Raw genomic sequence first — 23,318 nt, forward strand, 5'->3', positions numbered from 1 at the left:
ATCATGCAAGACCTCAACGACCTGTATTACTTCGCCAAAGTCGTGGAAGCCGGGGGATTCGCGGCAGCCGGACGATTGCTGGGCATCCCCAAGTCACGACTGTCACGTCGCATCGCCGAACTGGAAGAACGCCTAGGCGCGCGCTTGCTGCAACGCACCACTCGACAGTTGAAGCTGACCGCCGTGGGCGAACGCTACCTCAGGCACTGCCAGGCCATGCTGCTGGAGGCGGAAATGGCCGACGAGGCCGTGGCCAGCATGTCCAGCGAGCCCCGCGGGCGTTTGCGGGTGTCCTGCCCGGTCGGGCTGGCCCACGAAATATTGCCGGGGGTGATCAGCGACTTTCTGGAACGGTTTCCGCAAGTCCAGCTGGAAGTCATGCTGCTCAACCGGCGGGTTGACCTGGTGAACGAGGGCATTGACGTTGCCCTGCGTGTGCGGGAACCGGGCGACGAAGACCCGCTGCTGGTCACCCGCCGGCTGCGTCAGGCGCAGATGCTGATGGTCGCCAGTCCCGGTTTTCTCGTTGGCCGTGAGATCAACCATCCCGAGGATCTGAAAAGCCTGCCGGTGCTCGGTGCGCTGGAAGCCGACCGCATGGTGCACATCCGAATGCTGGATCAAAAAGGCAAAAGTTGTGAACTCGCGCTCGAGGCCCGGCTGGGCATCGATGACTTTATCGTGCGCAAGGCCAGCACCCTCTCCGGCCAGGGCTTTACGATGCTGCCCATGATGTATTGTGAGCAGGAACTGGAAAACGGCTCACTGGTGCAGTTGTTGCCCGACTGGTCGTTGCCCGGTGGCTGGCTGCAAGCGGTCTATCCTCATCGACGCGGTGTGATGCCGGCGGTACGCGCCTGGATTGACCATCTGGTTGAATCCTTCAATGCCTGTGGGGAACGATTGTTATGAAGGCTGGACGGATGAGCGAAGAGGATGTCGCGCAATTTTGCCTCGCCCTGCCCGGAGCGCGGGAAGACTACAAATGGGGAGGCGTACGGGTGTTTTCGATTGCCGGGAACAAGATGTTCGCCTTGCAGGGCCTGCGGGGTGACTCCCTGGCCTTCAAGGTCGACAAGGACGTGTTTCTCGGTCATTGCGACCGCCCGGGGATTCACCCGGCGCCTTATCTGGCGCGCGCCCAGTGGATCATCATGGAAACGCCCTACCCGCTCGGTAATGAAGAACTACAGGGATTACTGCAGCGTTCCCACCAATTGGTGGTGAGCAGACTGCCAAAGCGCACTCAAGTCGGACTCTTGCTGTAGGGCTTTTGTTATTGGAACAAGGCGAACACGTGTGCGCCAAGGAACAGATGATCGATCCAGAACACCTGGTGCAGTAGCACGATGATCCAGAACGCCAACTGGAACGAGACTTTGCGCGTTTTGTGCCGAAACACCTGCTGGGCCAACAACGCGCCGGGCCAGCCTCCGGCAAACTCCAGCGCATGCAGGACATTCTCCGGCGTGCGCCATTGCTCGGCGCGGGCCTTGCGCTTGTCGCTCCAGTACAGGAAAAACGTCACGACGCTGACGATGCCGTAGGCCCCCAGGGGAATCAGCGACTCCCCATGCAGCCATGACGACACCGAACCGGACAGTGGCAACGCGCACAGGGCTGCAAACACCAGCCACTTCAGCCGTGAATGACGGACCTGTCCCCCGGACTGGCGTCCGGGGTTATTGCGCGAGCGCGAGTCACTCACGGCTTGGCCGCGCTCCAGTCAACCCAGCCGAATTGCCAGGTTGCCAGAATAAACAGACCAAAAACGATGCGATACCAGGCAAACGCCGCATAGCTGTGGTTGGCAATGAACTTGAGCAACCCGCGAACCGCAATCATCGCGAAGATGAACGCCGTGACGAAGCCGACTGCGAACACCGGGAAATCCGCCGGGACAAACAGGTGGCGGTACTTATAGCCCGAGTACACCGCTGCACCGACCATGGTTGGCATCGCCAGGAAGAACGAAAACTCGGTAGCGGTCTTGCGCGACAGGCCGAACAATAACCCACCGATGATCGTCGAGCCCGAACGCGAAGTGCCCGGAATCATCGCCAGGCATTGGGCGAAGCCGACTTTCAGGGCATCTTTCCAGGTGATGTCATCCACCGTTTCGGCATGCACTTCATGCTGACGGCGCTCGGCCCACAACATGATGAATCCACCCACGACCAGTGCCGTTGCCACGGTGATCGGATTGAACAGATATTTGTGGATCAGGTCGGCGAAGATGACGCCCAACACCACGGCCGGAAAGAACGCGATCAACAGGTTCGCGGTAAACCGCCGCGCACTCGGCTGAGTCGGCAGGCCGATAACCACATCAAGGATCTTGCGTCGAAACTCCCACACCACCGCCAGGATGGCACCCAGCTGAATAATGATGTTGAACGCCATCGCCCGCTCGCCCCCGAAGTCGAGCAAATCGGCGACGATGATCTGGTGGCCGGTACTGGAAATGGGCAGGAATTCGGTCAGCCCTTCTACAACCCCAAGAATCAATGCCTGAAAGGCGGTCCAAAGATCCATCAATCCCCCAAAAGGCTATGCGCGTCGGCATGCCCCGTCAGTATTTTTCAAAAGCGTTCATTGCGATCAGCGTACTGAAGCCCCACGCGTCAAGGATCACCACCGCAGCGTAAAAATCCTGTGAAAAAACCACCTTGAATCAGGTTTACCCGCGCGGGGCCGGAATCCTAGCAGACAAGTCCGGGCGGCGCTCGTACAGGCTCATGCGACATGGCGTGGCTGGATGCTGGCAATGGTTTATGACAGGAACAAGAACCCGCGGCGATCGGACTCGATGAAACCGGCAAGCCACGGCTTATTTCAGGGCCGCTTCACGTTTCAGTGGGGCACGCCCCTCGCCACGAGATTGCGCACGCCGATCCGGTTACAATCGGCCCCCTCTTCGATTTCCCCAAGGAACCTCCATGTCCGGGCTTGAACTGTTTGCCGCCTCCCTCGGTGTCATTGCCGTCTGGCTGACGGTCAAACAGAACCCCTGGTGCTGGCCCATCGGCCTGATCATGGTGCTGCTGTATAGCTGGATCTTTTTCGAGGTGAAGCTGTATTCGGACATGCTGCTGCAAGTCGTCTATGCCGCCTTGCAGCTTTACGGCTGGTGGCAGTGGACACGGGCTGGTGAAACCACGCATGGCCGCGAAGTCAGTCGGCTCGATGGCCGGTCCGTGGCATTCAGCCTCGCCATTGGCGCACTCGGCAGCCTGTTGCTGGGAGCGGCCATGGTCCACTGGACCGACGCTGCGCAACCCTGGCTCGATGCGGCGCTGACCGGGTTCAGCCTGGTGGCGCAGGTCTGGATGGCGCAAAAACGTGTCCAGTGCTGGCCGCTGTGGATCGCCCTGGATGTGATTTTCGTCGGGTTGTTCATCTATAAAGGCCTGTACCTGACCGCCACGCTGTACGGATTGTTCACCGTTATCGCCGTGCAGGGCTGGCGCGAATGGCGTGCCGATCCGGCTTTGCGCGCATGAAAGTCCTGGTACTCACAGGCCCCGAATCCAGCGGTAAAAGCTGGCTGGCGGCCGAGTTGCAACAGCGTTTCGGTGGGATTCTGGTTGACGAGTATGTGCGCTGGTTCATCGAACAGAATCCGCGGGACACCACGCTGGCGGACATTACGCCCATCGCCCGCGGTCAGTTGGCATGGGAAGACGAAGCGCGGGCGCAACAACCGTCTTTGCTCATCCTCGACACGCACCTGCTGAGCAATATCCTCTGGAGCCAAACCCTGTTTGGCGATTGCCCCGCCTGGATTGAACAAGCGCTTCTGGCCCGGCATTACGACTTGCACCTGCTGCTGTCGCCGGAACACGTCCCATGGACTGACGATGGTCAGCGTTGTCAGCCCCGATTGAGTGAGCGCCAGGCTTTTTTCGACCAGACCCTCGCCTGGCTTGAGCAACACGCCCAACCGGTTCAGGTCCTGCGCGGAGGTTGGCAAGAACGCCGGCGCCAGGCACTGGACACTGTGACCCGATTGCTCGACACCTGAAGGCCGCCAGGGCAATGTCCCCACCTTCCCCCTGTCTTGGGAAAAGTGTCCGTTCCTGAAACACTCTCCCTGCCCCAAACTGCCCATTTCAACGCCCTTGATCATTTGATCACCGGATTTGTTAAGGCATTGATACAACAACGCCAGAACCCTTGTTCTAAAGGGGTTCGCCGGCATTTATGAGCTGCTTGCACAGGGTTTCGTCTCACCGTTGATACACCCTCGGCAAAGATTTTCCGAAAAAAAAACGCAAGCCATTGAATCAACTAAAAATTCCAAAACCGGCACAGCTTTCGCTCCATCCCTCACACAGCTGACCCAGGCCAGGTCACACATGTAGGAATGAGCGTCGTGGGGATTTTCAAAAAAAATGGCTTGAGGTGCCTCCTGCTGATCGCGAGCGCTGCCGGCACTGTTCTGAGTTTTAACGTTCAAGCCGAAGGTAACGGTGTCATCGTGCTTGACCGTACCGTTCACTCCACGCCTATCGGTCGCAGCGGCGGCAGAGATCCGCAGCCGGCGACCATCAATGCCAACCCTTCAGCCCGCGTCAACGGCGAGCTCAGCGATGCCGACATTGCCGGGGTAACCACCGGAACGGCGCTTCGCAACGGCAACGGGCAAGGCCCGGGTGCCATACAAGGCCTGAGTATCATCACCAACCCCAACGGTATACCTGGCATGTCCGTCGGCCACGGCGGTGGCAGTGGCGGCGCAATTTCCGGAACCATCAATCGCGCCATGAGCACCGGCCTCGGCTCACTGGGCAAAATGGCGGGAGGCCAATGAGATGATTCGTTCCCTCCTGTTACTGGCCCTGCTCGGCTGCACCGGCGTGATGGCCGATTCGGGCGTCAGCTCGGTGAACAACGCCACCCTCCAGGATTCCGGTGCTCAATACCGCGGCAACTTCAACGTCAATCAGGCGGCTGGCGATCAACAGCAGCAGACCAACGTCCGCGCGATCGCCATTGGCACCCAAGCCGATGCGACCACCAGTGTCCAGCAGAAAATCACCTCGCCCGCCAATCCGTCGATGGATGCAACGGCCACTATCGGCGGCACCACCTTCAGCAATGGCAGCGGCGTGCTGGGCGTCAACCAGGGTGCCGGGGCGAACAACCAGATGGCCAACGCGATGCGAATCAGCATCAGTGCTGCACCGCAGGCCGTTGACGATAACGCCCTTTCTCAACAGAACGTGGCGTTGTTACCGAACTCGGGAGCAACTGGCACCCCAAACGGCAGTCGCCAGGTCGTGACAAGCGACCAGGCCTTCACCGGCAGCCGGGGAGTGATCCAGGTTAACCAGAGTGCCGGGGTGGGGAACCGAATGGCTAACACCCTGAGCATCCGGGTCACCGACTGACCCCAAAACAGTGCAATCAGGGAAGCACCAACACTTGACCAACAAATGAGCGCGGAGAAACACCATGAACCCGAAAACTGCTCTCAAACCTCTTGCTTTCGCTCTGGCGGCAGTGATGGCATTCGCAGCACAAGCAGGCGCTCTTGATGATGGTCAGGGCAACGGTCAGGGCAACGGGCAAGTCAACAACCCTCAGCCTGAAGGCCCGAGCCTGGAACAAATTCTGCAAATTACAGCAGGCGCCGGTGCCGCCGTGATGGACTCGCAGAACAGCCATCACAACTCCGTATCGAACCAGGGCACCGAAAACGACGCAAAGGTCGATAACTCCCTGAACAACTCCAACGGCAACATGGGTGCCAACGTTGCAGCCGGTGACGGCAACCAGCAAGACAACGCCGCCGCCCTTGCCACTGCTGACGAAAGCTTTATTTTCGGCACGGCCGTCGCCGCCTCAAGCGCGACTCAGAGGAGCAACGGCAACACCGCCAGGAACCGCTCCAACACCAACAACACAACGCTCAATAACGCCGGCAACAGCGGTTCCGGCAATATCGGCATCAACGTGACCACCGGCGCCTTCAACCAACAGAAAAACAACCTGGCGATTGCCGTTTCGGGCGGCCGTGTAGCACTGGCGGCGGCAGCGGCCAACCAAAGCACGTCCGGGATGAAGGTCACCAACAACGGCAAACCCACGACAGATGTCGTACCCGTGGGTGTGTTCGGTCTGGCTGGCGTAACCACTCAACAAGTGATAACCCCAGATAGCTGGAAGCCCCCTGTAACCAACAATGCTTCGATAACGGGCTCGATGAATAACTTCTCGGGCAACGGCGGAGCGAACGTATCGTCCGGCGTAGGCAACCAGCAAAGCAACTCGCTGTCCATCGCCGCAGGCTGCAAAACTTGCCAGTAATCGCGATCACAATCGCAATGAAAGCCCCGTCGACGGGGCTTTTCTACAGCCTCAAGGCGTATCGATCATGCGTAAGACTGTCCTATTCGCCCTGCTCTGCCTGTCTGGCCTGACCCAGGCCGCACAGATACCGGTTGCCGCCCTGCCGGGGGGCGTGCTGGTGTACAAGCACGTACAGAGTTTGCGTGAGCGCAAGTTCAGCGACATCGTCGAACAAAAAACCGATTTCAGCTGCGGCGCCGCCGCGCTGGCAACGATACTGCGCCAGGCCTATTGGCTCGACGTCGATGAGGAGCACGTCATCAAAGGCATGCTGCTCACCGCAGACCAGGACCTTGTGCGTACCCAGGGTTTTTCCATGCTGGACATGAAGCGCTACATAGAGCGCATCGGCATGCGCGCCAGGGGCTACAAGATTCCGCCTGAAAGACTCGATGCAGTGACGATTCCGGTGGTGGTACTGATGGAAATTCGCGGCTACAAGCACTTCGTGGTGTTGCAGCGGGCGGACAAGAACTGGGTCTATATCGGCGACCCGGTACTCGGACACAAACGCTACCCCCATGATGACTTTGTCAAAGGCTGGAATGGCATTATTTTCGCAATCATCGGTCCCGGTTACGACAAAACCAATGCGTTACGCAGTCCACCGGAACCGCTGACAGCCAAGAACAAGATGGATAATTTCAACCCGGTCAAAGACGCTGAATTGATGGATTTTGGCTTCATACAGAGCGACTTCTTTTAATCGCCAACAAGATGATAGGGGGCAGGATGCTCCGGGAGCAGCAAATGAAAACCTCGTATTGGGTGGTCGTTGCCTGTCTGGCAGCGACCACTTCAGGTTTTGCTGATGAGTTCAGACCCATCGAAATCAAGGACCAGGAACTGGCCGAGTTGCGTGGCCGGTATGTAATGCCGGGGCGGATCATCAGCTTCGGTGTTGTCATGAGCAGTACCTGGCGCAACGCCAGTGGTGATCTGATCGGGGCCTCTACCTCGATGCAGCTACAAGCCGCAACGGTCAAGCCCGAGTTCTATGTTTCAACCATCAAACAATCCGGTAAAGGCAGTTCGCACAACGAGGGTACCGGTAACGTGATGGGTGGCGCAGAACTGAACACCTCTCGGGGCATCACCCAGGTCACACGGGCCGCAGGCGATGGCAACCGCTCAAACAACAACATCGCCATCAACGTCAAAGAGGCCCGCACGGCCCCTGCACTGGTGCCGAGCCAGGGCCAGGCGCTGGTGGCCGGTCAAACCATTTCCGGCAGCAATGCTGCAGGCAGTGTCGCGGTGTCCGCGACGAGCGGTGGCGTTCAGATGGCCATTACCGCCAACAACAACCAGGGCACAAGCCTGCAACAGGTCGCCCAAGGCGGGTTGCTGCAAAACACCCGGTTGCTGGGTAGCAGCAATGTGGTCGACAACATGACTCAACTCAACGTAGTGCTCAACAATAATGGCCCGAGTGCTGGTGTATTGGACTGCAACCTGAACCAACTCGCTGCATTACGGACCCAAGGGTATTGAACTACGCTGAGTCTCGAGCATTGGGCACAAATGGACGGCTTATTTCATGTACCGATCAGTATCATTGCGTGCAGTCATATGCCTGAGCACTCTACTACCGACGACAATGTTACAGGCGGCAACTGACGCGGATGTGGAGGCTCTCAAACAACAACTTCAAGAGTTGAAGCAGCGATACGAGGTACAGCAAAAGGCCCTGGCGGTTCTCGAACAGCGGGTCCGCCAGGTCGAAGACCAACCCGCTTCGCCTCCCCCTAAACGCCTGGTCAAGTCGCCAGCGGACCTGAAAGGCAATCCAAAAGTCGCCACCGGCACCGGCGCCGCGGCGGCTTCAGGGGGCGCCGGCGGGGGCAGCGGCAGCTCTTATGGACAATCGCTGGCCGATGACTCACAACCGGCGCAAAGCGTTTCAAACCTGTATGACGAGGCCAGCGGGTTCTTCGGCGGTGGCAAGTTCAGCTTCGAAACCGGGATAACCTACTCCCGGTACGATACCCGGCAACTGATCCTCAACGGCTTTCTCGCCCTGGACTCGATCTTCCTGGGCGCCATCAACCTTGACCGGATCAAGGCCGACACCTGGACGCTTGACCTCACCGGCCGCTACAACTTCAACAATCGCTGGCAGTTCGACCTGAACGTGCCGGTGGTCTACCGTGAGTCCACGTATCAGTCAGGTGGCGGCAACAACGGCACTGCCAACGTCACGACCGAAGATACCGTCAAAGAAGACCCGACCATTGGTGACGTCAACTTCGGTATCGCCTACAAATTCCTCGACGAATCGGACAACACGCCGGATGCCGTGGTGACGTTACGCGTCAAGGCACCGACCGGCAAAGACCCGTTCGGCATCAAGCTGATTCGGGCGGCCGATAACTCCAACCTGGCCGTGCCTGAATCCCTGCCTACCGGTAATGGCGTCTGGTCGATTACGCCGGGGATCTCTCTGGTCAAGACATTCGATCCGGCGGTGCTGTTCGGCAGCCTGTCCTACACGCACAACCTGGAGGAGTCTTTCGACGACATCAGCTCCAACCCGGCGGTCAAGACACCGGGCAAAGTCCGAATTGGCGACAGCTTCCAGATTGGCGCGGGTATTGCGTTCGCCTTGAACGAAAAGATGAGTATGTCGTTCTCGGTCTCTGACCTGGTGCAACGCAAAAGCAAGCTCAAGGAAGATGGCGGGGATTGGCAATCGGTAGTGTCCAGCGATGCCAACGCCGGCTACTTCAACATCGGCATGACCATTGCGGCCACCGACAACCTGACCATCGTCCCCAACCTGTCCATCGGCATGACGGACGATGCCCCGGACTTCCAGTTCAGCCTGAAATTCCCTTACTACTTCTGACCCGAACAAAAAACCGCTGCAATTGCAATCGCAACGGTTTTTTCTTACAGGCTGCGATTCAGCGAATCTGGTGCTTGTGCAACAAGCGGTAGAAGGTCGGTCGCGACACACCCAATACTTTGGCGGCGATACTCAGGTTGTCGCTGTGACGATTCAATACATCGCACAACGCCTGGCGTTCGGCCCGTGACTTGTATTCTTCGAGGGTCCCCATCGGCGCGGCGATTGTATGCTGGCTGATCAATCCCAGATCACGGGCCTCGATCTGCCGGCCTTCGGCCAATACCAGCCCGCGACGAACACGGTTGGCCAGTTCGCGAACATTGCCTGGCCAGTCGTGTTTGCCCATGGCAATCAACGCGTCTTCGCTGAAACTGCGTGGGCGGCGCCCGGTTTCATGGCTGTAGAGATGGGAGAAGTGGTTGGCCAGCGTCGCCAGGTCGCCATGGCGCTCGCGCAACGGAACGGTCACCACTTGCAGTACGTTCAAGCGGTAATACAAGTCTTCGCGAAAGCGCTTCTTCTCGATGGCGGCCTCAAGGTCGGCATGCGTTGCCGCCAGAACCCGCACATCCACCGGAATCGGCTGACTGCCACCCACCCGCTCGATGTGTTTTTCCTGGAGGAACCGCAACAGGTTGGCCTGCAACTCCAGCGGCAGGTCACCGATCTCGTCGAGAAACAGGGTGCCACCGTTGGCGGCTTCTATCCGTCCGACCTTGCGCTGGTGCGCGCCGGTAAATGCGCCTTTCTCATGGCCAAACAGCTCGGACTGGATCAAATGCTCGGGAATCGCACCACAATTGATCGCAATGAAGGGTTTGCTGTGACGCTGGGACTGACGATGCAGGGTTCGTGCGACCAGTTCCTTGCCAGTGCCGCTTTCACCCCGAATCAACACCGGAGAATCAGTCGGAGCCAGTTTGCTCAACAGCTTTCGCAGCTCACGAATGGGTTTGCTGTCGCCCAGCAATTCGTGCTCGGGCTGGTCGACATAGACCGTGCCCTGCCCGCGCAAGCGCGCCATGCCAAACGCCCGCCCCAGCGTTACCTGGACCCGGGACACATCGAACGGCAAGGTATGAAAGTCAAAAAACCATTCACAGACAAAGTCGCCGACATTTTGCAGTCGCAGCACGTCCTGATTGAGTACGGCTATCCACTCGGTGCCACTGCGGCTGATCAACTCTTTGACAGCTTCCGGGTGCTCGAGGTGAAAGGGCTGCAAGCGTAACAAGCCCACGTCACAGGTTCGGTCAGTGGCGTTCTCCAGCGTGCAGCTATCAACGTCCCAACCGATAGCCCTCAATCCGGGGATCAGACGATGGCAATCGTCGCAGGGGTCCACCACTAGTAAACGTCGTAAAGCAGGCGCATCGCTCATGACTGTTCCTTGGCGCCAAATTTAAGAAAAATTATTAAAAACAGTCATTTGGCGGACCTGGCTGTAACATTAGCAAGAATTTGACAGGCCCTTGAACTGTTTGACTATAGAGTTGTCATAAAACCGGTTATAAGAAATGCTTTTGATAGTTACCTAACGACTCTTGCCTTTCATTCAGCTTTCAATGTCAGTCTCATTCTTGAGTATATGAAATAAAGTGGAAAATTCTTTTGATTGTGTGTGACCCAAACCCCGGTTGCGGGCATCAGTACAAGTAACCAGCCGAACGGTAAGCCCAACCGACGGCACATCACTTGATTGGGCATACAGAGAGAAGACCCCATGAACGCCCCGCTGCGTATCAACGAAGCACTTCTGATTGCCGACCGCGCATTTAAACCATTCAAATGCGTGGCCTGGGCTCCACAAGACGGTAATGGCGAACTCAGCCTGACCGTTATCGACCGCACCAGCACCAGCATTGGCCGCAAACAGATCCCAAGCAGCGCTTATTCCGATCCGGCACAACTCGAACTGCTGCTGGAACAGGCCCGTGCCGAATTGAGCCAGGAAGGTTACACACTGCAGTCGTGGTCGATGCCGCACTAATCGTTTTGCGGATTACCCCGGGGTAATCCGCACCCTCCCCCCGGTCATTAGTTGGACTGAACGTTCTCGCCCATCCGCACTGATCACCTTCGCAAGTTCGGACTTTTACGTACCCGGTACTTTGCAGGCTCGCTATTGGTTCGAAAAGACACTGTTGTGGCACACAGCGACTCTCCGTCTGTGACTTCTCACTGTTGTGCATCTCCCCATTCAGGGGTTGAATAGTCTCCTTTATATCGTCGCCACCCAAACTTCTGGATCCGGACGACTCGCAAGGAGATGCGGTTCATGTCAATCCGGCCCGCTATTGCCTACCCCACCACCCGGAACACTGCCGGCTCCCTTGATACGACGTTTGCCGCCAACGGCAAAGCCCAAGTGTATTTCGCCGACAGCCTTTCCAGCATGGCCAACGACGTCGCAATCGATGCCCAGGGCCGTTTGCTGGTGGTTGCGAAGGTCGCCATGGCCGATGGCTGCCGCTTTGGCCTGGCCCGCTTGCTGGCGGATGGCTCCGCTGACCTCACGTTCGGTAAGCAAGGCAGCGTCATCGGTCAATTCGAACCGGGATTCGAAGCCATGGGCGCCAAGGTTGTGGTCATGCCCGACGGCAATATCCTGTTGGCCGGGTTGCACTACGAAAATGCGCACCACACGCTTCCGGCCCTCGCATTGCTGGATCAGCGGGGCAACCTGGTTCAACGCTTTGGCGATAATGGCCAGCGCGTCGTGCGATTGCCTGGCGGTCTGTCCCTGGGCAGGCGTGATATCTGGCTGCCTCCCGGCGTGCCAGGCGCAGAAGCCTGCGATGTGGACGTACAGCCAGACGGCCGGATCCTGATCCTGGCCAACCATTACTTTGAACTGGCCGACCACGTGGGCCTGTTGATACGCCTGGATGTCGAAGGCTCTCTGGACTGCTCGTTCAATGGTCACGGCTTTGCCGTGGTACGTCACCTGCTCATGAATACCTGGCTCAGTAGCCTGACAGTACAACGCGACGGTCGGATTCTGGTGGGTGGATCGATCAACTTCCCTGAAGAAGGCTTGCTGGCCCGCTATCACCCGGATGGCCGCCTCGACGAGAGCTTTGCCGTGGATGGATTCATGACGTTCAAGGCGCATGGACATGGCGCCCAGGTCAGCCAGGTGCTCCAGCAAGACACTGGCGGTATCCTGTGTGTGGGCAGCAGTCATGAACCGATGCACTGCCTGACCTTTAAAATGCACAGCAACGGCCGCCCCGACAACCACTGCAACAGCGGCCACCCGCGATGCCTGGAAATTGGCCGCAGCGGCTGCCAGTGGAACGCCGCGCAATTACAGTCCGATGGCAGTTTGATCACCGCGGGCGCGACCCTCGGCGGCGCTGAGGCAGACTTCATTGTCGGACGGTACCAGCCCAATGGCCGTCTCGATGGCCGCTTTGGCGCAGGCCAAGGCTTTGCACGGACCCGCCTCGGCCCCAGTCTGGATACTGCCACCTGTGTCGCGGTGCAGGCCGATGGCAACATCGTAGCTGGCGGCTATTCGTTGGATGGCAGTTACAAGGCCGTCGTCACACGATATCTGGGCTGAACCGATCCGGTTGTTCTGCGCTTGATCTTCTCGGCGGCTTACGGCAACTTGCGCGCTTCTTAAAACAAGGAGCAGCCGATGTCCGGCTCAATGGCCCAGGCGTTCGCACACAACTTTCTCGGGAACTCGCCCCGTTGGTACAAGGCCTGCATCGTCGGCTTTCTGATTCTCAATGCGCTGGTACTGTGGACCGCAGGCCCGGTGGCTGCCGGCTGGCTGCTGGTGCTGGAGTTCATCTTCACCCTGGCCATGGCACTCAAGTGTTATCCGCTGATGCCCGGCGGCCTGTTGTTGATTGAAGCCCTGCTGCTGAAAATGACTACGCCCCAGACGCTGTACGAGGAGTTGCTGCACAACTTCCCGGTGATCCTGCTGCTGATGTTCATGGTGGCCGGTATCTACTTCATGAAGGACTTGTTGTTGTACCTGTTTTCGCGCTTGCTGTTGGGGGTTCGCTCAAAGGCCCTGCTGGCCCTGATGTTCTGCTTTTTGTCAGCCTTTCTGTCGGCGTTCCTCGATGCCTTGACCGTGACCGCCGTAATTATCAGTGCCGCCGTAGGCTTTTACTCGGTGTATCACCGCGTCGCCTCGGGTAACGATCCGCGTCAGGACAGCGAGTTCAGCGACGACCAACATCTGCCAACACTGCATCAGGGTGATCTCGAACAGTTCCGCGCCTTTCTGCGCAGCCTGCTGATGCACGGTGCCGTGGGTACCGCTCTGGGCGGCGTTTGTACGCTGGTTGGTGAACCGCAGAACCTGCTGATCGGCCATGAAATGGGCTGGCACTTCTCCGAGTTCTTTACCCGGGTTGCGCCGGTATCCCTGCCGGTACTGGTTGCCGGGCTGGTAACGTGCGTCCTGCTGGAAAAGCTGCGCGGGTTCGGATACGGCACGCTGCTACCGGATAACGTCCGTGCGGTGCTGGCCAACTACGCCGCCGAAGACAATGCCGAGCGCACCATACGCCAACGTGCGGCACTCCTGGTGCAAGGCGTTGCCGCATTGATCCTGATTGCAGGGCTGGCGTTCCACATCGCCGAAGTGGGCTTGATCGGCCTGATGGTGATTGTGTTGATCACCGCCTTTACCGGCATCACCGACGAACACCGCCTCGGCACCGCGTTCAAGGACGCCATGCCGTTCACCGCCTTGTTGGTGGTGTTTTTCGCTGTGGTCGCGGTGATTCACGACCAGCAACTGTTCGCCCCTCTGATCCACTGGGTGCTGACACTGCCGGCGAACCAACAGCCGGGCATGCTGTTCATTGCCAACGGACTGTTGTCCGCCATCAGCGACAACGTGTTCGTGGCAACCATTTACATCACCGAAGTGAAACGCGCATTCATGGCGGGTGAGATGACCCGTGAGCACTTCGAGACACTGGCCATAGCGATCAATACCGGCACCAACCTGCCGAGCGTGGCGACGCCCAACGGTCAGGCGGCCTTCCTGTTCTTGCTGACCTCGGCAATCGCACCGCTGGTGCGCCTGTCTTATGGGCGGATGGTGTGGATGGCCCTGCCGTACACCGTGGTGATGGGGACATTGGGCTGGTATGCGGTGAGTTACTGGTTGTAACCCCCCAACCCTGTGGGAGCGAGCTTGCTCGCTCCCACAGGAGATACGTGTTATCCGAGGCGATGCCAGACGCGACCGTCACGGATGAGCAATTCTTCACCGGCCTTGGGGCCGTTTTCCCCGGCAGGATAGCTCTGCATGCTGGAATCCTGCTGCCAGGCATCCAGGAACGGCTGCACGGCGCGCCAGCCGTTTTCGATGTTGTCGGCGCGCTGGAACAACGTCTGATCGCCAGTCAGGCAATCGTAGATCAAGGTTTCGTAGCCGGTGGACGGCTGCATCTCAAAGAAGTCCTTGTAGGCGAACCCCAGCTCGATGTTGTCCATCTTCAGGGCCTGACCGGGCCGCTTGGCCAGCAGGTCGAACCACATGCCTTCGTTGGGCTGGATCTGAATGCGCAAATAGGTCGGCTGCAGCTCATCGACCTCGGTATCGCGGAACTGCGCATAGGGCGCCGGCTTGAAACAAATCACGATCTCGGTGTCGCGCACGCTCATGCGCTTGCCGGTACGCAGGTAGAACGGCACCCCGACCCAGCGCCAGTTGTCGATCATGACCTTGAGGGCCACATAGGTTTCGGTATTGCTGTCGGGCGCGACCTTGTCTTCCTGGCGATAGCCTGGCAGTGCCTTGCCGCCAATCTCACCCGCGACGTATTGGCCACGCACCGAGTTGGTGCGGGCCTCCTCGACCGTCCAGGGCCTGATCGCGCCGACGACCTTGGCTTTCTCGCCACGGACCGCATCGGCGCCAAACGCGGCGGGAGGCTCCATCGCCACCATCGCGAGCAACTGGAACAGGTGATTGGGCACCATGTCCCGTAGTGCACCGGTGTGCTCATAAAAACTGCCACGGGTTTCCACGCCGACGGTTTCGGCGGCGGTGATCTGCACGTGATCGATGTAGTGATTGTTCCAGAACGCTTCGAACAGGCTGTTGGAGAACCGGCTGACCAAGATGTTCTGTACGGTCTCCTTGCCCAGGTAATGGTCGATCCTGTAGATCTGCTTTTCCGTCATCACCTTGAGCAGGCAGGCGTTCAAGGCCTCGGCCGTTTGCAAGTCGGAGCCGAAGGGCTTTTCGATCACTACCCTTCTGAAAGCCTCGGGGGTTTCCTTCAGCAAGCCGGCGGCACCGAGACGGCGTGCCACTTCACTGAAGAAACGCGGCGCGGTAGCCAGGTAGAACACCGCATTGCCGGTTCCGCTGTCGGCGATTTTCGCCGCCAGCGCTTGATAGGTGCTGTCGTCCAGGAAGTCACCCTGGACGTAGCTGATGCCTTTGGCGAGTTTGGACCAGACGACTGGATCAAGGGTGTGGTCGCCCTTGCCAGCCATCTCGCTTTGAATGAAGTCTTCGAGCTTTTGCGCAAAGCCTTCATCGCTGATGGCGTTGTGGTCAACGCCGATGATCCGCAGTCCCTCCCCGAGTAAACCGTTGCGCTTGAGGTTATACAGCGCCGGTACCAACAGACGCTTGACCAGGTCACCGTGGGCGCCAAACAGAAACAGCGTCGTCGGTGGTGCGGGCTCAGCCTTGGATTTCCTGCGGATCGAATGGGTCATTTCTTCGAGGTCTCCACATGGCCGCCGAAGCCGAAGCGCTGGGCCGAGAGGATCTTGTCGCCAAAGGTACCTTGCCCACGGGAGCGGTAGCGGGAGAACAGCGAGTTCGACAGCACCGGCACCGGCACTGCTTGCTCCATCGCGGCTTCGATGGTCCAGCGACCTTCACCGCTGTCGGCCACGGACCCGGAAAAACCGTCGAGTTTCGGATCACTGGCCAGGGCGTCGGCGGTCAGGTCGAGCAACCACGAAGACACCACACTGCCACGACGCCAGACTTCGGCGATGTCGGCGACGTTCAGGTCGAAGCGCTGGTCTTGCGGCAGGCTCTCGCTGTTTTTGGTTTGCAGGATGTCGAAGCCTTCGGCGAAGGCCTGCATCATTCCGTATTCGATGCCGTTGTGGATCATCTTCACGAAATGCCCGGCACCGGCGGGGCCGGCGTGAATGTAGCCACGCTCGGCACGATCGTCGTCGGACTTGCGGTCCTTGGTGCGCGGGATATCACCCAGGCCCGGGGCCAGGGTGGCGAACAGCGGATCAAGGCGCGTGACGGTCTCGGCATCGCCGCCGATCATCATGCAGTAACCACGCTCCAGGCCCCAGACGCCACCGGATGTACCGACATCGATGTAATGCAGGCCTTTTTCCGACAGGGTTTTCGCCCGGCGGATATCGTCCTTATAGAAGGTGTTGCCGCCGTCGATGATGGTGTCGCCGGCTTCGAGCAAGGTGGCGAGGGTGTCGATGGTCTCTTCGGTCGGCGCGCCGGCCGGCAGCATGACCCACACCGCACGCGGCCTGTCCAGGCCAGCGACCAGGGCCGGCAGGTCGGCGACGCCAGTGGAACCCTCTGCGGCCAGGGCTTCGACAAAGGCGGTATTGCGGTCATAAACAACGGTGGTGTGCCCGTTGAGCATCAGGCGCCGTGCAATATTGCCGCCCATGCGGCCCAGTCCAATAATCCCGAGTTGCATGTGCTGATGCTCCCTACTACAAATAAAATGTGTGTCAAAGGTTATAGCCCAACGCGACTCATGAGGTTAGTCCAGAGCGTTGGCACGAAGTTTCCGGGCATTGTGCCCGATCCTGATGGATAACGTCGGGAATCAAGCCGAAGACACAACGACAATGAAAAATAAAAAAGTTCCCTTCAAGGGCAAAAGAAATCAAAATTGGCGCCGATAGTAGATCAGCCGCTGATTTCGAGGCGGCTCTACAGTTGAGACACGCCATTTGCGAGGTGAGCAATGGGCACAGTACACACCGCACTGCCAGCACAAACCCTTTACGTCACTATCCGTCGCGATGAATTGCGTCAGTTGAAGGACGAACGCGATCAGTTGAAACAGGAGCTGGCGCAATTGCGGCTGCTGCTGCAATCCGGTCAGACGCAGCCCATGGCTGTGACGCAACGCACCCCACTCGCCTGATTCCCTCGTTTCAAGCGGGAGCAGTCTGCACTGCTTCCGCACCGGCTCACGTCCTGCCATCCTCGGTAACTCACAAAATTTTCACAATTGTTACACGAGAATTACTCGTTTAGGTCGCCCGATTCCGCGCGGCCCTCGTTCGTCGTCCGTGATATCCAAGTCCCGGCGGTGGTAGTGAATTCTCGGCTGGAGCGCTGAATGTCTTTGTTTAAACGCAGCCAAACGACTGCGGCAGGTTTCGACTGGGCCGGATTCGTCTGGTTGTTTGTATTCTTCTGGTACTTTTCCGGCATTACCCAACTACTGATCCAGCTGACTGGCACCTCCGGCTTTAGCGGATTCCGCCAGGCCTTTGTCATGAGCGCTATCTGGCTGGCGCCGATGTTGCTGTTCCCCAGGCAAACCCGCGTCATGTCCGCGGTGATCGGCGTCGTACTGTGGGCGTGCTCCATGGCGAGCCTGGGCTATTTCTTCATTTACCAGCAGGAATTTTCCCAGAGCGTCATCTTCATCATGTTCGAGTCGAACGTGGCTGAAGCCGGCGAGTACATGACCCAGTATTTCGCCTGGTGGATGGTCCCGGCCTTCCTCGCCCACAGTGCTTTTTCCTGGTTCCTGTGGACACGCCTGCGCCCGGTGTACCTGCCCCGTGGCAAGGCAATCGTGGCAGCAACGGCCATTCTGGTCGCCGTGGTCGCTTATCCGCTGATCAAGCAGACCCAGCGTACCGGCAGTTTCGCCGCCGGGTTCGAGAAGTTCGAAACCCGCATCGAACCTGCGGTGCCATGGCAGATGGCCGTGGCCTATCACCGCTACCTGGACACCCTGGCCGGTATGCAGGACATGCTGGAAAGCGCCAGCAAGATTCCCCCCCTGCACAACCTCAAGGATGCAATGGCCAACACGCCTGCGACCCTGGTGCTGGTGATCGGCGAGTCCACCAACCGTCAGCGCATGAGCCTGTATGGCTATCCCCGGCCAACCACGCCGGAGCTGGACAAGCTCAAGGATCAATTGGACGTTTTCGACAACGTCATTACCCCGCGCCCCTACACCATCGAGGCACTGCAGCAGGTCCTGACCTTCGCCGACGAAGAAAACCCGGACCTGTACCTGACGACGCCATCACTGGTCAGCATGATGAAACAGGCCGGTTACAAGACCTTCTGGATCACAAACCAGCAGACCATGACCAAGCGCAACACCATGCTCACGACCTTTTCCGAACAGGCCGACCAGCAGGTGTACCTGAACAACAACCGCAACCAGAACGCCGCCCAGTACGATGGCGACGTGATCGAGCCGTTCAACAAGGCCCTGGCCGATGCGGCACCGCGCAAGCTCATCGTCGTGCATTTGCTCGGCACGCACATGAGCTACCAGTACCGCTACCCGTCGACCTTCGACAAGTTCCAGGACCGCTCCGGCGTACCGGCCGGCATTCGCGATGACCAGTTGCCGACATACAACAGCTATGACAATGCCGTGCTGTACAACGACTTCGTGGTGTCCAGCCTGATCAAGGACTACGCCAGGACCGATCCGAACGGCTTCCTGCTGTACTTGTCCGATCATGGCGAAGACGTGTTCGACTCTGCGGGTCACAGTACCCTGGGGCGCAACGAGAACAAGCCGACAGCACCGATGTACACCATTCCATTCATGGCCTGGGCTTCGCCGAAATGGCGGGCAACCCATGACTGGAACCTCGCCGGTGATCTCTCGCGGCCTTACAGCAGCTCACACCTGATCCACACTTGGGCCGATCTGGCAGGCCTGAGCTTCGACGAACTCGATCGCAGCAAAAGTGTGGTCAGCGACAGTTTCAAGGCCCGGCCATTGATGATCGGCAACCCCTATGAGCGTGAGCAACGCGCGTTGATCGACTTCAGCCTGATGAAGCCGAAAACGCCACCCGCGGTCGCTCAGCAGTAATCCTTTCTGGGGCCGATTCCGGCCCCTTTTTCATGCTCCCGCTTCGGAAGTGGCAGCCGTTGGTGAAGTTAATTCCCATTTAACCGAATCGGCGGATAATTCCATTTCGACACTGATTCAAAGTGGGAGGCATACCATGAAACGTACCGCCGTGATCCTCGCCAGCCTGATGGCACTGGGCTCGGCCAGCGCATTTGCCGAGGGAGGCGCCGAACGCATGCGCTATTACTACGAAAGTCTGCGACTGGCCCAGCAACAAGCCCTGGGCCATCCGATCCAAAGCACCGAGCTGCGGGTGCCCGACGATCAAACCGCACAAATGACTGAAACCTACAGACCGAAATGATCCATGGACCTCTGACTGCGGCTCTACAGTTGGAGAACACCGTTCGGGCGTCCTGATGGACGCCCTTTTTTATCTGCCGTCTTTTGATTCCCGGGCTACAGCGCCTTGGTCCAGAACAGCATGCGCCCATGGGCCGGATCGAACATGCCAGCGGCGAAACCGGCTTTTTCATAGGAGCCCTGCGCCACGGCATTGCCTTCCAGCACCTCCAGGGTGAGCTTGCAGCAACCACGCTGGCGGGCGATGTCCTCGACCTTTTGCAGCATCTTCCGGCTCAAGCCCAACCCGCGAAATTTTTTCACCACCGACACATCGTGCACATTGACCAACGGCCGGCAGGCAAAAGTCGAAAACCCCTCGAAGCAATTGACCAGCCCGGCTGGCTCGCCGCCGACAAAGGCCAGCACACTGAAGGCGTGGGGACGCCTGGCAAGCTCTGCCGGGAGTTGCTCCAGTACATGGGCTGGCAACGACTGGCCCCCCCCCCCCATCGGGTCCTCTGCATAATGGTTCAACACCAGACAAATAGCCTCGGCATGCACCGGATTGGTGTAACTGGCTTGAAGCACAAGAATTTCTGCGGAGTCCATTTCCATCCTCGATCACACATAAAGTAGCCCCCAGCATGTATTTCACGCTGAAGTGCCTGCTGAACATAGCGCGAGCACCGTGCTATCGACAATCGCAACCGCGCAATTCTTTGGCGCTCAAGCGCCCCAGATCAAGGCTTCCGTCCATCCCAGCTCGGCAAAATCCTCGGCCCGCAAGTGCGACTCACCGGCGCAGAAGAACTCGTCGAGTTGCGGTGGCTTGACCGAGGTGCCACTGAGCATGGCGTGAACCTGGCCGCGGTGATGGATCTGGTGTTCAAACAAATGGGACAGCAGGCGCAAACGACTGTCGTGTTGCGGAGTTTCGCGGGCAATGGTCACGATTTTGCCAAGGTCGGCGTCGCGCATCTGCTCGCAATAGGCAATCAGCCGGCGGTCGACATGGGCCTGTTCGCCAACGAGATCGGTCGCCATGAGAAAGGGCTCGTCTTCCTTGAAAAACACACGGCAATCGGGATGCGGATCGTCGCCGCGCAGTTCGCGCTCCAGGGCGTCCACATAAAACCAGTCACAGGTAAGGATGTGGTTGAGGGTGGCGCGGATAGTCGGGAAGAAGCTGACCCGCGGTGCAGTCAGTTCCTGGGGACTCAACTGACGCCAGGCCTTGGCCAGTCGGTGATTGGCCCAGGCGTTCTGATAGGCCATGGTCAGCAAGTGGTGCGACAGGGGCTGATTCATGTTCGCTGCTCCCGATCAAATCCCGATCAAACTTCGGCGAAACGTTGCAGTTGCATTTCCTGCAATCGGCTGAGGGTGCGACGGAACGGGAATTCCAGATAACCCTCGGTGTAAAGCGACGCCATTGGCACTTGCGCTTCAAGGTACAGCGGCACCTTGCGGTCGTAGCATTCGTCCACCAGTGCAATGAACCGTCGCACACCGTCGTCATGCACCGACAACTGCGGCAGCTCGCGGTCCCCCGCTGCCACCCGCTCGACACCGTCTTCGGTGCCACGGGCAATGCGCCCGGCACGCTTTTGCGCGCTGAGGTTGGGTACGTCACCCAACAGAATAGCGCTGTAGGTATCGCACAGGGCGATGAAATCCATGGCTGCGAAAGGTTGCTCGCACAGTGCGGCGTAACGGGTCCAGAGCACGGTCGGGCTGACCTTGACCACCTCGAGTGAGCGGTAACCGACCTTGACCGGTTCGTTCGATACCGGCTGATTCACGGCCAAACCCGAGAACACCTCGGTGAGCGCATCTGGCTGGCCGGGCTCGGCCACCCAATAACGTTGCGAGCCTGCACCCGGGTGCAGGCGATGGTCTTCGCCGCCATCCACTGCAATCACCTGCATGTGTTGCTTGATCGCCGCGATGGCGGGCAGGAAACGGTCGCGATTGAAACCGTCGGCGTACAGCTTGGACGGCGGGAGATTGGAGGTGCAGACCACCACCACGCCCTGTTCGAACATCACCTGGAACAGGCGCCCGAGAATGATCGCGTCGCCGATGTCATTGACGAACAGCTCGTCGAAACACAACACGCGAACCTCTTCGGCCAATTCACGGGCCAACGCCTTGAGCGGATCGGCGGTGCCGGTCAGTTGAAACGAGCGCTGATGCACCCAGCCCATGAAGTGGTGAAAGTGCTGGCGCCGTGCCGGTACTCGCAGGCTTTGGTAGAACTGGTCCATCAACCAGGTTTTACCGCGCCCCACCGGCCCCCACAGGTACACACCGGAAATGGGCGAGCGGCCCTCGTGCAACGCTTCGTGGCATTTTTGCAGGGCCCACACGGCATGCTCCTGGGCCTCGTCCTGGACGAAGCCCTTTTGTTCAATGGCGTGCTGCCAGGCGCTTAAGGGGGAATCGATAGTCATGGGCGGCAGTATGCCATTGCGCATTAAAAACGCGACCAGTGATCGGCGGTTTTGTGCAAAAGGTAAAAGCACCTTGACGCTTTAAATTACTCGTATCATATTTTATAAATGTCGTACGTAATTTATATAAACCCCGCCGTCATCCCTCTGGAGTCATCCCATGCATTACAAAGTTTTCGGTCGCAAAACCGGCTTGCGTGTTTCCGAACTGGCGCTGGGCGCCGGTAATTTTGGTACCGGTTGGGGCCATGGCGCCGAGCGTGACGAAGCCAAGCGCATTTTTGATGGCTACCGGGAAGCCGGTGGCAACTTCATCGATACTGCCAATGGCTATCAGGGCGGGCAATCCGAGGCCATGCTCAGCGAATTCATCGCCGCGGAGCGCGATAGCCTGGTCATCGCCACCAAATACACCCTCGGGACCACACCGGCAGCCGGCATTTCCCACACGGGCAACAGTCGCAAGAACATGGTGCGCGCTGTCGAGGAAAGCCTTAAACGGCTGAAGACCGAGCATATCGACCTGTTCTGGGCCCACATGAGCGATGGCGTCACGCCCATGGAAGAGATCCTGCGCGGCTTCGACGATCTGGTCAGTGCCGGCAAGATTCATTACGCCGGGCTATCGAACTTCCCCGCGTGGCGCATCGCCCGCGCCGACCTGCTGGCCGAGGTGCGTGGGTTTGCGCCGATTGCCGCGATCCAGGTCGAGTACAGCCTGGCCGAACGCACAGCTGAGCGTGAACAACTGCCGATGGCCGAAGCTCTGGGCCTGGCCGCGACCTTGTGGTCGCCGCTGGGTGGCGGTTTCCTGACCGGCAAGTATCGCAACAGTGAAGGCGACAACCGTGCGAACAAGCTCGGCGTGCTGATTCATACTGAAAAAAGCGCCCGCGAAACCGCCCTGCTCGATACCTTGATCGATATCGCCGCAGCACTCGATGCCAGCCCGACCCACGTGGCCATCGCCTGGCTGCGGGACAAGGCCAGGCGTTCGACCACGGCACTGATTCCGATCCTGGGTTCCCGGACACGCGAGCAACTGGACGCCACGCTGGGCGCGCTGAATGTGCAGTTGAGCACCGACCAACTGGCACGACTGGATGGCGTCAGTGATGTGGCCAAAGGCGTGCCGCACGAGTCCATTTCCGGTTCGTTCGCACGGTACAGCGGCGGTCAGGTCCTTGACCTGCCAATCGTTCCAGTGGCCTGACGCCAACATAAACTGTGGGAGCGAGCCTGCTCGCTCCC

Annotated in this window: 25 protein-coding genes; 17 read left to right on the plus strand and 8 right to left on the minus strand. The window is 58.9% G+C overall.

All coding sequences use genetic code 11. From position 1 onward, the window contains the following. Positions 1 to 3: 3 nt before the first annotated feature. Together CAF65_RS18160 and CAF65_RS18165 are read left to right on the plus strand one after the other, a co-directional pair. Positions 4 to 912: a LysR substrate-binding domain-containing protein gene (locus tag CAF65_RS18160; protein WP_085717517.1), complete on the plus strand. Its 909-nt coding sequence runs from the start codon at positions 4 to 6 to the stop codon at positions 910 to 912. After that, entirely contained in the window at positions 909 to 1,268 is a 360-nt protein-coding gene (locus CAF65_RS18165) for an MmcQ/YjbR family DNA-binding protein (RefSeq protein WP_057400078.1), read from the plus strand. Before CAF65_RS18160 ends, CAF65_RS18165 begins: the two co-directional genes overlap by 4 nt. Positions 1,269 to 1,276: 8 nt before the next feature. On the opposite strand, the gene CAF65_RS18170 is transcribed toward CAF65_RS18165, so the two are convergent. Together CAF65_RS18170 and CAF65_RS18175 are read right to left on the minus strand one after the other, a co-directional pair. Further along, complete coding sequence (locus tag CAF65_RS18170; protein WP_085717518.1) at positions 1,277 to 1,708, minus strand: DUF1294 domain-containing protein; 432 nt, start codon at positions 1,706 to 1,708, stop codon at positions 1,277 to 1,279. Continuing rightward, positions 1,705 to 2,535 (minus strand): undecaprenyl-diphosphate phosphatase, encoded by an 831-nt coding sequence (locus CAF65_RS18175; RefSeq protein ID WP_085717519.1) that lies wholly within the window; start codon positions 2,533 to 2,535, stop codon positions 1,705 to 1,707. The genes CAF65_RS18170 and CAF65_RS18175 overlap by 4 nt, the downstream gene beginning before the upstream one ends. Before the next feature lie 404 nt (positions 2,536 to 2,939). Between CAF65_RS18175 and pnuC the strand changes: the two genes are divergently transcribed. The 8 genes from pnuC (at position 2,940) to CAF65_RS18215 (ending at position 9,202) form a co-directional block, all read left to right on the plus strand. Continuing rightward, complete coding sequence (pnuC, locus tag CAF65_RS18180) at positions 2,940 to 3,503, plus strand: nicotinamide riboside transporter PnuC (protein WP_085717520.1); 564 nt, start codon at positions 2,940 to 2,942, stop codon at positions 3,501 to 3,503. After that, positions 3,500 to 4,024 carry an AAA family ATPase gene (locus CAF65_RS18185; RefSeq protein ID WP_085717521.1) on the plus strand — a complete coding sequence of 175 codons (525 nt, stop codon included), beginning with the start codon at positions 3,500 to 3,502 and terminating at the stop codon, positions 4,022 to 4,024. The genes pnuC and CAF65_RS18185 overlap by 4 nt, the downstream gene beginning before the upstream one ends. A gap of 342 nt (positions 4,025 to 4,366) precedes the next feature. Continuing rightward, positions 4,367 to 4,813 carry a hypothetical protein gene (locus CAF65_RS18190; RefSeq protein WP_371919016.1) on the plus strand — a complete coding sequence of 149 codons (447 nt, stop codon included), beginning with the start codon at positions 4,367 to 4,369 and terminating at the stop codon, positions 4,811 to 4,813. Between the two features lies 1 nt (position 4,814). Further along, positions 4,815 to 5,393, plus strand: coding sequence for an adhesin (locus tag CAF65_RS18195; protein ID WP_085717523.1), 579 nt, complete (start codon positions 4,815 to 4,817; stop codon positions 5,391 to 5,393). 64 nt (positions 5,394 to 5,457) lie between these two features. Next, positions 5,458 to 6,312 carry a heme utilization protein gene (locus CAF65_RS18200; protein ID WP_085717524.1) on the plus strand — a complete coding sequence of 285 codons (855 nt, stop codon included), beginning with the start codon at positions 5,458 to 5,460 and terminating at the stop codon, positions 6,310 to 6,312. Between the two features lie 67 nt (positions 6,313 to 6,379). Next, positions 6,380 to 7,060, plus strand: coding sequence for a C39 family peptidase (locus CAF65_RS18205; RefSeq protein WP_085717525.1), 681 nt, complete (start codon positions 6,380 to 6,382; stop codon positions 7,058 to 7,060). 26 nt (positions 7,061 to 7,086) lie between these two features. Continuing rightward, on the plus strand, positions 7,087 to 7,848 hold the full coding sequence (locus CAF65_RS18210; RefSeq protein WP_085717526.1) for a hypothetical protein: 762 nt from the start codon (positions 7,087 to 7,089) through the stop codon (positions 7,846 to 7,848). 46 nt (positions 7,849 to 7,894) lie between these two features. Next, entirely contained in the window at positions 7,895 to 9,202 is a 1,308-nt protein-coding gene (locus tag CAF65_RS18215) for a transporter (RefSeq protein WP_085717527.1), read from the plus strand. A 58-nt stretch (positions 9,203 to 9,260) separates the two neighbouring features. On the opposite strand, the gene CAF65_RS18220 is transcribed toward CAF65_RS18215, so the two are convergent. Next, on the minus strand, positions 9,261 to 10,586 hold the full coding sequence (locus CAF65_RS18220) for a sigma-54 dependent transcriptional regulator (RefSeq protein WP_085717528.1): 1,326 nt from the start codon (positions 10,584 to 10,586) through the stop codon (positions 9,261 to 9,263). Between the two features lie 342 nt (positions 10,587 to 10,928). On the opposite strand from CAF65_RS18220, the gene CAF65_RS18225 reads away from it, so the two are divergent. The 3 genes from CAF65_RS18225 (at position 10,929) to nhaB (ending at position 14,354) form a co-directional block, all read left to right on the plus strand. Then, complete coding sequence (locus tag CAF65_RS18225) at positions 10,929 to 11,195, plus strand: hypothetical protein (RefSeq protein WP_007983639.1); 267 nt, start codon at positions 10,929 to 10,931, stop codon at positions 11,193 to 11,195. A gap of 288 nt (positions 11,196 to 11,483) precedes the next feature. Further along, positions 11,484 to 12,773, plus strand: a complete 1,290-nt coding sequence (locus CAF65_RS18230; protein ID WP_085717529.1) for a hypothetical protein — start codon at positions 11,484 to 11,486, stop codon at positions 12,771 to 12,773. Between the two features lie 78 nt (positions 12,774 to 12,851). Then, the gene (nhaB, locus tag CAF65_RS18235; protein WP_085717530.1) at positions 12,852 to 14,354 is read left to right on the plus strand and encodes a sodium/proton antiporter NhaB; all 1,503 of its coding nucleotides are present in this window, start codon (positions 12,852 to 12,854) and stop codon (positions 14,352 to 14,354) included. Positions 14,355 to 14,404: 50 nt separating this feature from the next. Here nhaB and zwf read toward each other — a convergent pair whose 3' ends face one another. Both zwf and gnd read right to left on the minus strand, forming a co-directional pair. Further along, positions 14,405 to 15,919 (minus strand): glucose-6-phosphate dehydrogenase, encoded by a 1,515-nt coding sequence (gene zwf / locus CAF65_RS18240; RefSeq protein WP_085717531.1) that lies wholly within the window; start codon positions 15,917 to 15,919, stop codon positions 14,405 to 14,407. Continuing rightward, on the minus strand, positions 15,916 to 16,920 hold the full coding sequence (gnd, locus tag CAF65_RS18245) for a phosphogluconate dehydrogenase (NAD(+)-dependent, decarboxylating) (protein ID WP_371919017.1): 1,005 nt from the start codon (positions 16,918 to 16,920) through the stop codon (positions 15,916 to 15,918). Before gnd ends, zwf begins: the two co-directional genes overlap by 4 nt. A gap of 249 nt (positions 16,921 to 17,169) precedes the next feature. Here gnd and CAF65_RS18250 point away from each other — a divergent pair, with 249 nt between their 5' ends. From CAF65_RS18250 to CAF65_RS18260, 3 genes are all read left to right on the plus strand, one after another. Beyond that, positions 17,170 to 17,352 (plus strand): DUF6026 family protein, encoded by a 183-nt coding sequence (locus tag CAF65_RS18250; RefSeq protein WP_085717533.1) that lies wholly within the window; start codon positions 17,170 to 17,172, stop codon positions 17,350 to 17,352. A gap of 198 nt (positions 17,353 to 17,550) precedes the next feature. Beyond that, the gene (locus tag CAF65_RS18255) at positions 17,551 to 19,287 is read left to right on the plus strand and encodes a phosphoethanolamine transferase CptA (RefSeq protein WP_085717534.1); all 1,737 of its coding nucleotides are present in this window, start codon (positions 17,551 to 17,553) and stop codon (positions 19,285 to 19,287) included. 136 nt (positions 19,288 to 19,423) lie between these two features. Next, positions 19,424 to 19,633, plus strand: a complete 210-nt coding sequence (locus tag CAF65_RS18260; protein WP_085717535.1) for a hypothetical protein — start codon at positions 19,424 to 19,426, stop codon at positions 19,631 to 19,633. Positions 19,634 to 19,728: 95 nt separating this feature from the next. Here the strand turns inward: CAF65_RS18260 and CAF65_RS18265 are convergent, their stop codons facing one another. From CAF65_RS18265 to zapE, 3 genes are all read right to left on the minus strand, one after another. Beyond that, positions 19,729 to 20,223, minus strand: a complete 495-nt coding sequence (locus tag CAF65_RS18265; protein WP_085717536.1) for a GNAT family N-acetyltransferase — start codon at positions 20,221 to 20,223, stop codon at positions 19,729 to 19,731. 117 nt (positions 20,224 to 20,340) lie between these two features. Further along, the gene (locus CAF65_RS18270) at positions 20,341 to 20,922 is read right to left on the minus strand and encodes a DinB family protein (protein WP_085717537.1); all 582 of its coding nucleotides are present in this window, start codon (positions 20,920 to 20,922) and stop codon (positions 20,341 to 20,343) included. 26 nt (positions 20,923 to 20,948) lie between these two features. Next, complete coding sequence (zapE, locus tag CAF65_RS18275) at positions 20,949 to 22,067, minus strand: cell division protein ZapE (protein WP_085717538.1); 1,119 nt, start codon at positions 22,065 to 22,067, stop codon at positions 20,949 to 20,951. A gap of 160 nt (positions 22,068 to 22,227) precedes the next feature. Here zapE and CAF65_RS18280 point away from each other — a divergent pair, with 160 nt between their 5' ends. Further along, a complete protein-coding gene (locus CAF65_RS18280) occupies positions 22,228 to 23,280 on the plus strand; it encodes an aldo/keto reductase (RefSeq protein WP_085717539.1) in 1,053 nt (350 codons plus the stop codon). Positions 23,281 to 23,318 lie beyond the last annotated feature (38 nt).

The organism is Pseudomonas sp. B28(2017), from assembly GCF_002113025.1.
GTDB lineage: Bacteria > Pseudomonadota > Gammaproteobacteria > Pseudomonadales > Pseudomonadaceae > Aquipseudomonas.

Excerpts from the sequence above, each read along its gene's own strand:
- CAF65_RS18185 (WP_085717521.1), top strand. The coding sequence starts at position 3,500 with ATGAAAGTCCTGGTACTCACAGGCCCCGAATCCAGCGGTAAAAGCTGG.
- CAF65_RS18225 (WP_007983639.1), top strand. The coding sequence starts at position 10,929 with ATGAACGCCCCGCTGCGTATCAACGAAGCACTTCTGATTGCCGACCGC.
- CAF65_RS18270 (WP_085717537.1), bottom strand. The coding sequence starts at position 20,922 with ATGAATCAGCCCCTGTCGCACCACTTGCTGACCATGGCCTATCAGAAC.
- zwf (WP_085717531.1), bottom strand. The coding sequence starts at position 15,919 with ATGACCCATTCGATCCGCAGGAAATCCAAGGCTGAGCCCGCACCACCG.
- CAF65_RS18175 (WP_085717519.1), bottom strand. The coding sequence starts at position 2,535 with ATGGATCTTTGGACCGCCTTTCAGGCATTGATTCTTGGGGTTGTAGAA.
- CAF65_RS18205 (WP_085717525.1), top strand. The coding sequence starts at position 6,380 with ATGCGTAAGACTGTCCTATTCGCCCTGCTCTGCCTGTCTGGCCTGACC.
- CAF65_RS18250 (WP_085717533.1), top strand. The coding sequence starts at position 17,170 with ATGGGCACAGTACACACCGCACTGCCAGCACAAACCCTTTACGTCACT.
- CAF65_RS18230 (WP_085717529.1), top strand. The coding sequence starts at position 11,484 with ATGTCAATCCGGCCCGCTATTGCCTACCCCACCACCCGGAACACTGCC.
- CAF65_RS18210 (WP_085717526.1), top strand. The coding sequence starts at position 7,087 with ATGCTCCGGGAGCAGCAAATGAAAACCTCGTATTGGGTGGTCGTTGCC.
- CAF65_RS18220 (WP_085717528.1), bottom strand. The coding sequence starts at position 10,586 with ATGAGCGATGCGCCTGCTTTACGACGTTTACTAGTGGTGGACCCCTGC.
- CAF65_RS18195 (WP_085717523.1), top strand. The coding sequence starts at position 4,815 with ATGATTCGTTCCCTCCTGTTACTGGCCCTGCTCGGCTGCACCGGCGTG.
- CAF65_RS18280 (WP_085717539.1), top strand. The coding sequence starts at position 22,228 with ATGCATTACAAAGTTTTCGGTCGCAAAACCGGCTTGCGTGTTTCCGAA.
- nhaB (WP_085717530.1), top strand. The coding sequence starts at position 12,852 with ATGTCCGGCTCAATGGCCCAGGCGTTCGCACACAACTTTCTCGGGAAC.
- pnuC (WP_085717520.1), top strand. The coding sequence starts at position 2,940 with ATGTCCGGGCTTGAACTGTTTGCCGCCTCCCTCGGTGTCATTGCCGTC.
- CAF65_RS18200 (WP_085717524.1), top strand. The coding sequence starts at position 5,458 with ATGAACCCGAAAACTGCTCTCAAACCTCTTGCTTTCGCTCTGGCGGCA.
- zapE (WP_085717538.1), bottom strand. The coding sequence starts at position 22,067 with ATGACTATCGATTCCCCCTTAAGCGCCTGGCAGCACGCCATTGAACAA.
- CAF65_RS18265 (WP_085717536.1), bottom strand. The coding sequence starts at position 20,223 with ATGGACTCCGCAGAAATTCTTGTGCTTCAAGCCAGTTACACCAATCCG.
- CAF65_RS18190 (WP_371919016.1), top strand. The coding sequence starts at position 4,367 with ATGAGCGTCGTGGGGATTTTCAAAAAAAATGGCTTGAGGTGCCTCCTG.
- CAF65_RS18165 (WP_057400078.1), top strand. The coding sequence starts at position 909 with ATGAAGGCTGGACGGATGAGCGAAGAGGATGTCGCGCAATTTTGCCTC.
- CAF65_RS18215 (WP_085717527.1), top strand. The coding sequence starts at position 7,895 with ATGTACCGATCAGTATCATTGCGTGCAGTCATATGCCTGAGCACTCTA.
- CAF65_RS18255 (WP_085717534.1), top strand. The coding sequence starts at position 17,551 with ATGTCTTTGTTTAAACGCAGCCAAACGACTGCGGCAGGTTTCGACTGG.
- CAF65_RS18160 (WP_085717517.1), top strand. The coding sequence starts at position 4 with ATGCAAGACCTCAACGACCTGTATTACTTCGCCAAAGTCGTGGAAGCC.
- CAF65_RS18260 (WP_085717535.1), top strand. The coding sequence starts at position 19,424 with ATGAAACGTACCGCCGTGATCCTCGCCAGCCTGATGGCACTGGGCTCG.